At 57.9% G+C, this 12,688-nt stretch carries 11 protein-coding genes and 1 pseudogene; 2 read left to right on the plus strand and 10 right to left on the minus strand.

The genetic code is table 11. The features are described 5' to 3' along the window. Nucleotides 1–409: 409 nt before the first annotated feature. Nucleotides 410–701: pseudogene (locus tag EN914_RS00365) on the minus strand (hydroxymethylglutaryl-CoA lyase); the annotation flags it as partial. 376 nt (nucleotides 702–1,077) lie between these two features. Between EN914_RS00365 and EN914_RS38675 the strand changes: the two are divergent. Together EN914_RS38675 and EN914_RS38680 are read left to right on the plus strand one after the other, a co-directional pair. Continuing rightward, complete coding sequence (locus tag EN914_RS38675) at nucleotides 1,078–1,518, plus strand: 2-oxoglutarate and iron-dependent oxygenase domain-containing protein (protein WP_206521635.1); 441 nt, start codon at nucleotides 1,078–1,080, stop codon at nucleotides 1,516–1,518. Beyond that, the gene (locus tag EN914_RS38680) at nucleotides 1,466–1,900 is read left to right on the plus strand and encodes an isopenicillin N synthase family oxygenase (RefSeq protein WP_164782112.1); all 435 of its coding nucleotides are present in this window, start codon (nucleotides 1,466–1,468) and stop codon (nucleotides 1,898–1,900) included. Before EN914_RS38675 ends, EN914_RS38680 begins: the two co-directional genes overlap by 53 nt. A gap of 545 nt (nucleotides 1,901–2,445) precedes the next feature. On the opposite strand, the gene EN914_RS00380 is transcribed toward EN914_RS38680, so the two are convergent. The 9 genes from EN914_RS00380 to EN914_RS00420 form a co-directional block, all read right to left on the minus strand. After that, nucleotides 2,446–3,375 (minus strand): polysaccharide deacetylase, encoded by a 930-nt coding sequence (locus EN914_RS00380; RefSeq protein ID WP_024505804.1) that lies wholly within the window; start codon nucleotides 3,373–3,375, stop codon nucleotides 2,446–2,448. A gap of 270 nt (nucleotides 3,376–3,645) precedes the next feature. Further along, a complete protein-coding gene (locus EN914_RS00385) occupies nucleotides 3,646–5,433 on the minus strand; it encodes a CocE/NonD family hydrolase (RefSeq protein WP_032899849.1) in 1,788 nt (595 codons plus the stop codon). A 242-nt stretch (nucleotides 5,434–5,675) separates the two neighbouring features. Continuing rightward, the gene (locus EN914_RS00390) at nucleotides 5,676–6,692 is read right to left on the minus strand and encodes a serine hydrolase (protein WP_032899848.1); all 1,017 of its coding nucleotides are present in this window, start codon (nucleotides 6,690–6,692) and stop codon (nucleotides 5,676–5,678) included. 115 nt (nucleotides 6,693–6,807) lie between these two features. Further along, nucleotides 6,808–7,791, minus strand: coding sequence for an ABC transporter ATP-binding protein (locus tag EN914_RS00395; protein ID WP_024505806.1), 984 nt, complete (start codon nucleotides 7,789–7,791; stop codon nucleotides 6,808–6,810). Beyond that, nucleotides 7,788–8,777 (minus strand): ABC transporter ATP-binding protein, encoded by a 990-nt coding sequence (locus EN914_RS00400; protein WP_024505807.1) that lies wholly within the window; start codon nucleotides 8,775–8,777, stop codon nucleotides 7,788–7,790. Before EN914_RS00400 ends, EN914_RS00395 begins: the two co-directional genes overlap by 4 nt. Beyond that, on the minus strand, nucleotides 8,774–9,655 hold the full coding sequence (locus EN914_RS00405; RefSeq protein WP_245265432.1) for an ABC transporter permease: 882 nt from the start codon (nucleotides 9,653–9,655) through the stop codon (nucleotides 8,774–8,776). Before EN914_RS00405 ends, EN914_RS00400 begins: the two co-directional genes overlap by 4 nt. Continuing rightward, nucleotides 9,655–10,671 (minus strand): ABC transporter permease, encoded by a 1,017-nt coding sequence (locus EN914_RS00410; RefSeq protein ID WP_024505809.1) that lies wholly within the window; start codon nucleotides 10,669–10,671, stop codon nucleotides 9,655–9,657. The genes EN914_RS00405 and EN914_RS00410 overlap by 1 nt, the downstream gene beginning before the upstream one ends. A 42-nt stretch (nucleotides 10,672–10,713) precedes the next feature. Further along, nucleotides 10,714–12,267, minus strand: a complete 1,554-nt coding sequence (locus EN914_RS00415; RefSeq protein ID WP_245265433.1) for an ABC transporter substrate-binding protein — start codon at nucleotides 12,265–12,267, stop codon at nucleotides 10,714–10,716. 68 nt (nucleotides 12,268–12,335) lie between these two features. After that, a partial coding sequence (locus tag EN914_RS00420) for a serine hydrolase (protein WP_164752741.1) occupies nucleotides 12,336–12,688 on the minus strand: 353 nt, incomplete at its 5' end.

Consider the following 12,688-nt stretch of genomic DNA (forward strand, 5'->3'; position numbering starts at 1 on the left):
TGACATGGTCATTGTGCCTGAACTTGCCTTGGCGTCTCTGCGTTACATGCCGAAACACAGTTGTCGACCATCGATAAGCAAAGGTACATGACCCCAGCCTCACGCCTGCCAGCATGGCCCACGGCCTTCGCAGAAAGCCGCGATTCCTTCGGCGGCGTCGGTCAATTCCCACGCATTGGCCAGCAGAGCGGCCGTTTCGCCGATTATCGCGTCATCGATTGCCGACCTAAGTCGGCGCGCAAGCGCCCTGGCGGCGGCGACGGCTTGCGGAGAGGCGGAGCGATAGGGCCGCCGGATCTCGGCTCGACCGCTGCGTCAAGGTCGGCCGGCGGCCAGCGCAGGAAAGCATTCCAAGTTCACAGGCTTCATTGGCGTCAAATATCTTGGCTGACATGCGAGCACGGGCGGAACGCTCGAAGCTCTCGGCAATCGAACAGTTGATGTTCCTGCGGTTAAAGGTTTCCGAGGCCGATGCGAACACGGCGATCTCGTCAGCGTTGGCCGACCGCGCCACCTCGTAGCCCTTTGGGGACCAGCACCGCATAGACGACGTCCGGCGCGCGGCGAATACCGGCCATGACCTCGGCCGCATCGGCCATTTGCGGTACCCACTTCGGTGACACGAATGAAGTGGCCTCAAGCTTTCGAAAGCCGCAGTTCGACAGCATGTCAATAAGTCGAATCTTTTCAGCAGCCGACACGAGGCGGGGGTTTGGAGCCCCGGCATCTCGAAAATGGGAACGATTCACCCATCTGCTAGGCCTTTGGCTGGATTGAGCGATTTAATCATCGGCAACAAAGGATCGCCTGCGTGGATGGCGATTTTCCGACCAACGACCGGATAGATACCGCTTTGGTTGGCGATAATGGTTTGATGTCGAGCTCCGCAAGATTTTGCATTCTCAAGACAGCATAGACAGGGATGCCGGAATCCATCAGGATCGGATTGTCCGTGCCGTCCGCACCGGTGACGCCAGGTTATTAGAAGTAATCCGACAACAATATTATTGCAGTTGAGGAGATCGGAACGAATGGGCCAAGGTCGGCCGGTTTCCCTCCGTCAAACCAAAGTGTCCGATGTCCGTAGATCTCGTTGCCAGACTGGACGACAAGCTGCGTGCGAAGCGCGAAAGCTTCGACAAAATTCCGGTGGTCGATATCGCGCCCCTTCTCGATGGCAGCAATAAGCAGGCAGTGGCCAAGCAGATACGTTGGGCGCTGTCGAACAATGATTTCATGTACGTCAAGAACCATGGCATTCCTCAGGAGTTCGTCGATTCGGTGTTCGACGTGAGTCGCCGGTTTTTTGATTTGCCTATGCCGCAGAAGATGGAACTGCACGTAAGCAAATCGGATGTGGCGCTGCGCGGATACATCGAGCCATTCGGGGAAAACACCGATCCAGGCAAGACGAAAGACCTCAAAGAATGCTTTGACATCGGCCCTGAACGCTCGACCCTGGAGGGTGTGGCATCGCTCTCAGTCTGGACTTGCAGGAAAATCATTTCGAGAAACTGATGCGCCACCCGATCAGTATCCAGCGCCTTCTCCACTACCCTCCGCCGGGTGGCTATGTCGGGGAAACATCATCGGTATCGGTGCGCACACGGACTATGGCAATCTGACCATCCTGGCACAGGACGACGTCGGTAGTCTGCAGGTCATGAATCGCGACGGCGACTGGGTAGAGGGCACAGCTATCCACGGCACCTTCGTCATCAACATTGGCGATCTGATCCAGCGGCTCACCAATGATGTCTATCATGCGAACATGCATCGCGTAGTCAACACCACTGGGCGGGAGCCCTATTCGATCCCCGTCTTTATCGATGCTGATTTCGATGTGCAATCATCGAACCGCTGGCGCCTGCGTCACCGATGGCAACCCGCGTCGCTATAAACCGGTGACTTGTGGCGACCACAAATTCGGGCGTTTCACAGCAAGCTACGCCCTCTTGGCCAAGGCATAGCGAGCGCGGTGATGTGAAGCCGCCCGAAGAGAACAGCGAGCAAGAGAGCAGCTGCTCAAGAGCTTTTGGCGAGCCAGCTCGCAAAAAGCCGCGCTTTCGAACCTGCCCTGGGATGGATTTTCAGGTAAAATGCTCGGATTGCCCGCCTTCGAAATGCCTTGCTCGCGGTCGATCGAGCCGCCCGGAGAGGAGCAAGACCCCGCGAAAGAGCGCAACGTCGGCGAAGCTGAAGGCTCGAAAAGCGCTTGACTTCAACACGCCGAATAGAGAAGCAACCCTCGTCTGTTAATCGCACGAAAGGGCGGGCCCACCCGATCTCAGACCCTCGGAACATGACGTCTAGTCCAATTGGCCCCACGCACCAATCGGTTCGAAGTGATGGCCGGGCGCGGTCTGCCTCAGCCGCTGTCCGCGTGATGGCTCCTCGCCGGGAGGCACCTCGACATTGTCGATCAACCGCGTCTCTAGCGTGCAATCACACCTGTCGTCCAGGCCAACTATAATCAGCGGGCATTGGCTCAACGCCGCGGGCGTCGGGTAGCGCCATCAGGCGGCGGTCGTCAGCGTCGTCCTCCCAGCACCCGGCGATTTCCTCACAGGTCGCGAACCAAACGCCCTCGTGAGATTTGATATGTTTGATCAGACGCTCCAACAGGACCATGTGATGGGCTTGACCAATGATTTGTGGGTGCAGTGCCAACGTATAAACACCGTCGGGCTGGTTCTTATAGGCGTAGTCAAAGATGTCCTTCCAGCGACGAAGAACAATATCCGTATCGCCCATACCTACGTGAGTGCCAGTATAGGCGAATGGCGGCCAATCGTCCAGATACCAGCTGACGGGAAGCTCTAGCACCTTGCTTGCTGGACCGGCGACATTGCCCTCTTCCCAACGTATCTGCCAGCGCTGGGGTCGGTAAGGGACCAGGTCCCGCGCCATCAAGCTACTGTCATAACTAAAGCCCGCTTCCTCGATCAAATCGAGTGTATTGTCACTAAAGTCCCAATAGGGAGACCGGTACCCGACCGGCCGAAGGTCGAGCACCTTCTTATATGTCCTGAACGCAAGATCCATTAGCCGTTTCTCAGTGTCACTGGACAGCAGTGTCGGGTTTTCATGATAGTAGCCATGGTGGCCGATCTCGTGGCCTTCGTCGCGGATGCGCTTGCTGACTTCGGGGAAGGTGTCGACGGTGTGGGCAGGTGTGAAAAATGTGGATCTGATGCCTTCGCGCTTGAATAGATCAAGTAACCGCGGCACGCCAACGGCCGCGCCAAATTCACCTCTGGACATGGCCGAGGGGGTGGGGCGGTTGAAACCGCCAAGCCACAATGCTTGAGCGTCGAAGTCGGCGCCTAGATTAACCGCTATTTTCTTGCCTGCCGGTAATTTGAGTTTACCCATTTGGAGCACCTTCCTCAGACGTTTTGTGAAATACGATAGCAGTTGATAAGGAGTTTCCGCCCCAAAAACTTTCGGATCGGCAACTAAAACACTCGGACCTACTGCTCGCGTCACACTATTATGTGAGTGACGTCTGCTTCAGCGTCGATGTGCGGAGTGTATCTCATTGTCCTCTACTTTCCACATAGAAGTGGCGCGAAGCTATAGTTCCTCATTCGGTACGCCCTCGCGTGCGCCGAGATGCTGAAGGAAGTAGCGTCTGAGCTGAAGTTACAAAATGGGTAGCCCTCCAGGCACAAACTCAGTTTGCTTTCGAAAAGGCTGGCCTCGCAACGCGAGGGGGTCAGGCGGGGACGCCTGGGCTACTGCACCCGGTATGATGGGAAGCAGGATTTTCGAAGGGTACTTCTTCGAGTGATAGACCCTATTGACTGACGGGCCACCGACGGGGATGCTGCTTTGAAAGTTGTGCGGATATCGGTGGGGAGCAGTTTGCTGGTCGAGAATAGAGCACGGTGCGCCGATAGTTAGCTCGAGACAGTGCCCTTGCCGGACGACATGAGCAATCGGGTTCAGCAATGACATCCGTATCTCGTAGATTTCACTTGGTACGAGCTTTGCGCTTCTACGAAACGAATGAATCACCTCTTCACATGTCTGCTCTTTATCGATCGCTCGTAGCGAAGCTCGCAGCAAGCCTCCTTGCAGAAAGAGAACATTGCCTTCTTCATCGATATCTTTCAGCGATAATCCCAAGTCAGTATCATTGCCATAATCAATACTGAGGTATAGCGTGACCTCGGGGTTCCCAAGCATGACCATGTCTGAATCAGACGGCTCCGTTCTGTAATTTAATACGCCTGGCGAATATGGCTGGAGCGCAAACTGCTCACTGCTTCCAACGAGCTCTGCTGCCGTTGGGTAGAGATAGGCCCGGGCGCCATCGGTTGAGTTGCCACTTGGCTCGTCAGAGGATAGCGCGGCATCGGCTGTAAGATAGAAGGGACGACGCTCAATGGTCGGTTCTGGCCACGTCTCGTGCGTCGTCATCCACCCGGCAACCGCCTTCTTAGCGTTTCCAGCAACCTCTCGAACGTCCCAAAACACAGTGACAGGAGCTTCGTTTTCTACACCATTCTTTATGCCCTTCACCCAACGGTCCAGGAACCTCATCTGCTCCGTATCCACAAAGCCATAGCTTCGAACTCCCATAGTTGGGTGGGGACCGGCGACATTGTGATCACCGTTCATCAGCAGAAGTTTCTTGTGCTTCACACTTCTGAGTAGGTGAGTAAATAGCCGGGCGCTTTGACTGGCGCAGCGGCAGGATTCATCCTGCCATGAGGCAACAATCATAGTCGGGACATCGACCTTGCCGGCAACCTCCGGGCGGGCCAATGTGACTGCATCCCACCATTCATCCTTGAGTGGGCGGCTCCTAACCTCATCGAGAAATCCGCGTTTGACGACTTGCTTACCCCGGCGAATCGCGGCGCATTGGCTATCTCCCGCGTTTATGCGCCACTCTGCACCGGCTGCCTGCGTCGCCTTGGTCGTGACTTCCCACGCCGCGGCACCAAGCTGGAATATCCCGCCAACGTAGACGAAATTCTCGTAGCCATCCCCTATCCCGCTCGCCACGATGGCTCTTAGGTGAGGAGGTCGCTCTGCTGCGACCCAGAATTGAATTACACCGGGAGTTGAATTACCGATCATTCCAACGTTGCCGTCGCTCCAAGGCTGTCGGGCAATCCATTCCACCACCTCGGCTCCATAAACGCCTTCCTTGTTGTCATACCAATATTCAACAATTCCTTCTGAGCAACCCGTTGCAGGAAAGTTGGCGCCGACGAAAGCGTAGCCGGCTTCGAGAAATTGCTTTGCCATTTCGAAAGGTGCGGCACTAGCTTTGTAATGGGAATACCAGAAGACTGTCGGATAGTGGCCAGATTTCGGGCGCCAGGTAATGTGAGCTATGCGCGTTCCGTCCGCCATAGAAACGTAGCCTATATCGCGTACGACGTCATCTTCAGTAAGGTTGGTGTTAATTGGGTTCATCTTTCCCTCCACATCCTTTGGCTTTATGAGCGATTTGCCGTTTGACCCCGACACCGCGATGGCAAAGCACGGCAAGTAAATTGCAACCGCCAGGCAACCCTGCAACGCCAAGGCTTAGTACTGAGTCAACGTTGCGCAGCGAGTTTGGCCGTCATCTTCACCAGATGACCTTGAAGGCGGGATCGGGGTGGGGGTCACCCGTGTTCTCGAGCACGTTGAAGCAGACGACGACGATGCCGGTGTCAGGATTTGCGAGCATGTACTGACCGCCGTAGCCGCCGTCGCCTAGCCAGATGCCGTCGGTTCGTTAGCTGGCCGCTATAGCGCATCCAGTCGCGCGGTTTCGGCATTGGAGGGCCGGGGTTTCGGCGTGAATCTTCAATGAGGGCGGCATCGCCGACGCGGCGCCCGTCGATACCCTCGCCGTTGCGCGCCAAGAGAAGGCCGTAGCGCGCGTGATCGCGGGCGGAGAGGCAGGCGCCGCCACTAATCAGTGGAACGCCCTCGCGGTCGCAGGTGATGTGGAAGCATCCCTCGAGGCCGGCCGCTTCGACGACCTCGATCAGCCAATAGCGCAACGCCCGGCCGCTGGCGCGCTCGATAATCCAGCCAACGACATCGCTGTTCGTCATCTTGTAAAGGGCGTGGCCGGTCGCCAGATCGCCACCGGTGATGCCGCAGATGAAGGAGCGAGTCGTCTCTTCCTTGTGACCCTCCACCGGCAGGCGCCACCCGTTGGAGGCATCCAAGTCGGACCACGTGTAGGATTCGGTGTAGTCCTCTGCGTAGCCGTTGGCGACGTTCATGTCGGCGGCCGCCTTGACGGTCGCCTCGGAGTAGCCCGTGCCGATCTCCGGCAGATAAGTACCTACTCGCTCGTTGAGATTGACGAGGCCGTAGGCCACCGCGCGGCCGAGCATCAGGTTGAGTGTCGTCTGGGTGATAGACATGATGGGATGTGGCCTGTCGGGCCCGAAGTCCGGGGCATAACGCTCGTAGGGGATGCGCTCGCCGCGCACCACAATGAAGGCCGAGAAATGCGGCATGGCGAGGAAGCGTGCGACGTCGGGCCGGTCCCCGATGGTCCAGTCGATCTGTTTCCTGAGCGGCAGGACGCGGGGGGCGCGTAGCGACATCGTATAGCGCACTGTGGTGTGGATGTTGTGGAAGCCGCGGCGGCGGTAGTTCGGCAGATTCCAGCGTGGCTGGTTGTCAAACAAGATGTCGAGATCAGGATTGGCGATCGAGAGGAGCGTCATGTGGTGGGCCTTTCAAAGATGGGGTTCGTTAGTAGTGAGGCTCACGCTTCGGCAATCGTAATGCTGGCGCCTTCTACGGCCGCCTGCATATTCACGCAGCTTCATGCAGGTCTCTTTATGGGGGACGTTTTTCGGGCGCTAATGGACGGAAACAAGCATAAGCCCGTCGTCTAGGCTCTTCTTCACAAAGCGCGGGCTCCGATGAGCGACACTCGTTCATCGCCCAACGGCAACGTGGTGCGAAGGCGCAGCCGGGAAGGCGGTTGAGAGGGCTCGGGACCTCGCCGTCGAGCGGTGGGGACTGGCGCCGTCGCCGAGGATCGATGACCGGGACGGCGTCGAGCAATGCCCGCGTGTATGGGTGGCGCGGACCGGCGAAGACCTCATCAACGGACCCGCTCTCAACGATCCGGCCAAGATACATGACGGCGACGCGGTGGGCGATGTAGTCTACGACACCAAGATCGTGCGTGATGAATAGGTAGCTGACGTTTGATCTGGCCTGGAGAGCCTTAAGAAGCTTCAAAATCTGGGCTTGCACGGAGACATCGAGCGCCGCGGTAGGCTCATCGAGCACAAGCAGCCGTGGTTCAAGCGCCAACGCACGTGCGATGGCGACGCGCTGCATTTGCCCGCCCGAGAGCTGATGGGGATAACGGTTGAGGTAATCCACGCCGAGTCCAACTTGGCTCAGCAGTTCGCCGGCGCGCCGGGTGACGGCTTCGCCCCGTATGCCTAGAATACCGCTCAGCGGTTCGCCGACGAGCGAGCGCACCTTCATCCTCGGATCGAGGGAGGAATGCGGGTTCTGGAACACCACGCCGACGTCGCGGCGTGGGGGCATTGTGGTTCCGTATCGGTGGGCGGTGACTGCATTGCCGCCGATCTCGATTGTGCCTGCATCGAATTTCATAAGCCCCAGGAGTGCGGAGGCGAGCGTACTCTTGCCGCAGCCCGACTCGCCGACGAGTGCTAGCGTCTCGCCCGGCGCGATCTGAAAGCTGATATCGTCCAAGGCCTTTATGGCACCCTGGCGCGTGGGATACACTTTGCACAGACCCTCCACGGAGACCAGGCGAACGGGCGGTGCGGCGTTCATGGTGCCTCCGTGACCTGCTGATGGCGAACGGCATGATGGCATAGTGCCAGGTGGCCCTCGCCAAAGGTCCGGGCCGGCGGATCCGCCTCTGCGCAGATGCCAGTCGCCCGGTCGCACCGGTCGTGAAACGCGCAGCCCGTCGGTATTACGCCAGGATCGGGTACATGGCCGGGTATCGAGACGAGATCGCCGGTACCGCGGCCAACTACGGGAACAGTACCCAGCAGCTTTGCCGTGTAGGGATGGCGAGGCTGGTCAATCACCCCCTCCACGCTGCCCATCTCAACGATCCGGCCCGCATACATGACGGCCACGCGGTCGCAAAGTTGCGAAACGATGCCGAGATCGTGTGTGATGAACACGACGGCAAGGCCCTTCTCATCGGCGAGGCGCCGCAGGAGCCAGACGATTTGTGCCTGGATGGTCACGTCGAGCGCCGTTGTGGGCTCATCGGCGATCAAAAGGCGCGGCTGGCAGGCGAGCGCGAGCGCAATCAGGGCACGCTGGATCTGCCCGCCTGAAAGCTGGTGCGGGTACTTCTGAAGTGCCAGCTCCGGGTCAGGGATGCGCACGGCCTTGAGCTCGCTCAGAGCCACGGTACGCGCTTCTCGCCGGCCGACCGGTCGGTGGCAACAAATGACATCGATCATCTGCCGCCCAAGCGTGAAGAACGGGTTCATGGAACGCATAGGATTTTGGAAGATCATCGCAACGCGGCTGCCGCGCATCGCGCGCAGTTCGGACTCGGGCCGCCCAATGACCTCCTGCCCGTCGATCCTGATGCTGCCGGTGATGCAACCGGGCGGCGGCACCATGCCAAGACAGGCGCTCGCGGTCATGGACTTCCCGCAGCCCGACTCACCCACCAAGCCGAGCACTTCGCCTGCGGCAACTTCGAAATCAACGCCGCGCAGGATCGAAGTCGATCGGAAAAGACCGGGAAAAGTCACTCCGAGGCCGCTCACCTGAAGAACCGGGTCGCTCATTCCGGTCGACCCTGCTTTGGGTCCAGAATATCGCGGAGACCGTCGCCAACGAGATTGAGCGCAAGCACTGTCACGAAGATGGCCAGACCCGGAAACAGCGCAGTCCACCAATGATCGAGGAAGTCGACGCGGGAATCCGCCGCCATTAGACCCCACTCGACCGCCGGAGCCCTTGCGCCCAAGCCGATAAAGCTCAGCGATGCCCCTGCCAAGATCGCGTAGCCAAAATCCGCCGAGGCCGCAACGATGACCGGCGTCAACGAGTTTGGCAGCACGTGGCGAACCAGAATGCTCGGATGCCCCAAACCGATCGTTCGCGCGGCGCCGATGTAAAGTTCCTCGCGCACTCGCAGAACCGCGCCGCGCATAATGCGCGCCGTTCCTGGGAACCATGAAACACCGAGCGCGATCACAGCGCTCCAAATGCCAGGACCAAGTGCAGCAATGATGGCGATCGGCAGAAGCAGCGGCGGAAAGGCCAAGAAGACATCTGCTATACGCATCAAAAGAAGGTCGGTCCTGCCACCAAAATACCCTGCCACAAGTCCGATGGGGACGCCGATGACTAAGGATAGAAGGACAACACAAAGGCCGACGAGCAGCGATATCCTTCCTCCATGAAGCACCCGGGCGAAGATATCCCTGCCGAAGCGATCCGTGCCCATCAGATGCTCGGCGCCGGGGGCTAAAAGCCGCTCCGACATGATGATTTTGGTCGGCTCATAGGGTGCAATCCAGGTGGCCAGCACCGCACATGAAACCACCACCAAGAGGATGGCCGCGCCAAAAACGAACAGCCGGTGTTGCCTAAAGAATGCTCTTGCCCGGATCAGGCGGCTGGGCCACTCGATGACATCGGTTTGCATCATCATCTCCATCACGCTGTTCTGAGCCGGGGATCGACGACCGCATACAGAAGGTCGACGATCAGATTGACCAGGAGGTATGTGCCGGCAAGAAAGAGTGTGGCGCCGAGCGAGGCGGGGTAGTCGTTCTGCGCGATCGACGAGACCACAAAGGCACCCAGTCCTGGCCAGTCGAAGACTGACTCAACCACAACGGCTCCGCCCAGAAGGAATCCATAGGTCAACCCAACGACCGTCAGGATTGGTATGAGGGTGGCCTTCAACGCATACCGATAGTAAATCACGGACTTCGGCAGGCCATAGGCAAACGCAGTCCGAATATACTCCTCCTTCAGAACCTCGATCATCATGTTGCGCGTGATGCGTGTCACGGTAGCAAGTAGCAGGATGGTCAAGGTGAGGAGTGGCAGCGCTATGTGTGCAAGAGCGCTCATGAAACCCTCCCAATTGCCGGTAAGAGGGGCATCGATAAGGAACAGACCGGTGATCGGCCTGATCGGGCTGCCCAAAAGGATCGAAGTATCCACGCGACCCTGGAGCGGCAGCCATCCGAGAGCGCCGTAAAAGAGGAGCTGCAGTGACATCGCCAGGATGAAAGAGGGGACCGCGACGCCAGCAACCGAGGCCGTCCGGACGACATTGTCGACGATCGAGTTCTGCTTTACAGCGGAAAGAACTCCGATCGGAATGCCAATGAGCAGAACGATCACCATCGCCAAGGTGGTGAGTTCGAACGTCGCGCCAAACCGCTCGCCTACCTCCGACAGCACAGGCCGCTTGGTAAGCAGGCTGTTGCCCAACTCTCCACGCAGCACATTGCCAATGAAACCCAAATATTGAACCGCGAGCGGTCTATTGAGTCCGAGCTCGTCGTTCATCTTGTCGGTCATCTCAGCGGAAGGCCTCTGCCCCAGCATCAACTCCGCGGGCGAGGGGGCAAGCACTCGGCTCAGGACGAACATTATGGTGACGACGCCAAGTACGACGCCAACGATCATCAACAGCCGTTGAACCAAGTGCACTGCCATAGCCGTGATATCCTCCCGTTACTTTCAGCTAAGCAAAGCCGCCTATCTGCTCAGGCTGTAGAGGGAGATCCATTCGTAGGCGGGATTGTTGGCTTGTTCCATTCCTTTGATATCGGAGGAATAGGCGACGACCCGGTCAACATCGGCATAGAAGATGGCGACGGCATTCTGCATCACCCTGTCTTGGGCGGCAATATAGGCCTTAGCCGCAGCGTCCTTGTCGACACCTTCCAATTGGAAGCCCTCGCCTACCAGGCGGTCGTACTCTTCGTCGTGGTAATAGGAAAAGTTCCAGACGGGTTTCTCTTCGCTCTTAAAGATTCCCAAAAAATCCTGCGGAGAGGGATAACCTGGCCAATTTACCATCGCGTTCAGGTGACCGGTCGTTTCAGGAGACCGAGCCTTCGTGTTGTAGGTGGTGGCGACCGCCTCAAGCTCGAGCTCGACATCGAGGCCGACAGCCTCGGCGTTGGCCCGGAACAGCTCTATTGCATCGATCTGCTCTTGATTACCGGCGTAGTACAGTGCCTTTATCTTCCAATCTTTCTTAGGAATGCCCGATTCTTCAAGGAGTATTAGCGCCTTTTGTGGATCATATTTGCCCACGTCGTATGTTCCATGACCCCACAAGGTCGATACGACGGGACCTACCGGCTTTTTGGCGATGCCATGAAAGATGTCCTTCAGTACTGACTCGTGATCCCAAAGAGATAACAGAGCTTGTCGGAATTTCAGATTGTCTGTGGGATATTTTTGGGTGTTAATCATATAAAATTGTGTGCGCCAGCTCGGAATATCCGCGACGGAAACATTGGGCAAAGCCTTGAGGCTCTCGATCTGCGTAGCGGGAATACGAGGGCAAAGGTTTGCTTCGCCGGAGCGGATCATCTGAATGCGCGTCGACACTTCGGCCACATAGGGATGAAGAACACGGTCGATTTGGCCACTTTTCCATCCGCCCCAGTAATCTTCGAATTTGTCGAGGACGATTAGCTTTCCCTGCCGGAACTCTGTCAACTTGTAGGGCCCTGTGCCGATCGCATTGCCCTGGTTCAGCCATTCGTCGCCCTTGTCGATGCCTGCCGGACCGATCACGTAACCACCAGATTGTGCACCCGCCACGAGATCGAAGGCGATGGCGTCTTTGAAACGGAAGATGAGGGTATGTTCGTCCGGCGTCTCTACATGTTCCAAGCCCGCATACAGGTAGCTCGCCCCTTTCCCAAGATCACGCGTATATTCGAACGACTTCTTGACAGCCGCCGAATTCAGCGGCGATCCGTCGTGGAACTTTACCCCTTCGCGCAGTTTGACAGTCCAAGTCTTGCCACCCTCCGCACCCTCCCAAGCGCTTGCCAGTTTCGGCAGGACCTTCCCGTCCTTGTAGGCAAAGAGGGTCTCGTAGACGCTGCCTAGCACATAGAGTTCGGCCGCATTAGCAATGGCTGGGTTCATGTTCTGGTACGCTATGTCCCAAATCCAGGTCAGCGTGTTCTTTTTGTTTGTCTGCGCGATCGCATGAAGGCTGGACCAACTCAGTCCACCGATGGCTACGGACGACCCTGCGGCCCCCTTGAGAATATCGCGTCGATTCATTGTCATTGTGTTTCCCCTTTGCTTGGTTGCTCGTTCTTGGTAAATGCTCCAGCACGTCTACCACTCGCTCAAACTTCCGCGGCGAGTTTTGCCATCATCTTCACCAGAGGACCTTGGAAGTTTGGATCGGGGTCAGGGTCGCCTGTGTTTTCGAGCACGCCGAAGTAGACGACGACAATGCCGGTGTCAGGGTTTGCGAGCATATATTGGCCTGCGTAGCCGCCGTGGCCAAGCCAGGTACCATCGGTCGTCATCTGGCGGCTATAGCGCATCCAGTCGCGTGGTTTCGGCATTGGAAGGCCGGGGTTGTAGCGCGTTTGTTCGATGAAGGCGGCATCGCCGACGCGGCGGCCATCGATGCCCTCGCCCTTGCGCGCGAAGAGCAGGCCGTAGCGTGCGAGGTCGCGGGCAGAGAGGCAGG

The organism is Mesorhizobium sp. M7A.F.Ca.CA.001.08.2.1, from assembly GCF_003998455.1.
In the GTDB taxonomy this organism is placed as follows: Bacteria; Pseudomonadota; Alphaproteobacteria; order Rhizobiales; family Rhizobiaceae; genus Mesorhizobium; species Mesorhizobium ciceri.

Coding starts and splice junctions, on each gene's coding strand:
- EN914_RS38675 (WP_206521635.1), top strand. CDS start 1,078: ATGTCCGTAGATCTCGTTGCCAGACTGGACGACAAGCTGCGTGCGAAG.
- EN914_RS00380 (WP_024505804.1), bottom strand. CDS start 3,375: ATGGGTAAACTCAAATTACCGGCAGGCAAGAAAATAGCGGTTAATCTA.
- EN914_RS00385 (WP_032899849.1), bottom strand. CDS start 5,433: ATGAACCCAATTAACACCAACCTTACTGAAGATGACGTCGTACGCGAT.
- EN914_RS00390 (WP_032899848.1), bottom strand. CDS start 6,692: ATGACGCTCCTCTCGATCGCCAATCCTGATCTCGACATCTTGTTTGAC.
- EN914_RS00395 (WP_024505806.1), bottom strand. CDS start 7,791: ATGAACGCCGCACCGCCCGTTCGCCTGGTCTCCGTGGAGGGTCTGTGC.
- EN914_RS00400 (WP_024505807.1), bottom strand. CDS start 8,777: ATGAGCGACCCGGTTCTTCAGGTGAGCGGCCTCGGAGTGACTTTTCCC.
- EN914_RS00405 (WP_245265432.1), bottom strand. CDS start 9,655: ATGGAGATGATGATGCAAACCGATGTCATCGAGTGGCCCAGCCGCCTG.
- EN914_RS00410 (WP_024505809.1), bottom strand. CDS start 10,671: ATGGCAGTGCACTTGGTTCAACGGCTGTTGATGATCGTTGGCGTCGTA.
- EN914_RS00415 (WP_245265433.1), bottom strand. CDS start 12,267: ATGAATCGACGCGATATTCTCAAGGGGGCCGCAGGGTCGTCCGTAGCC.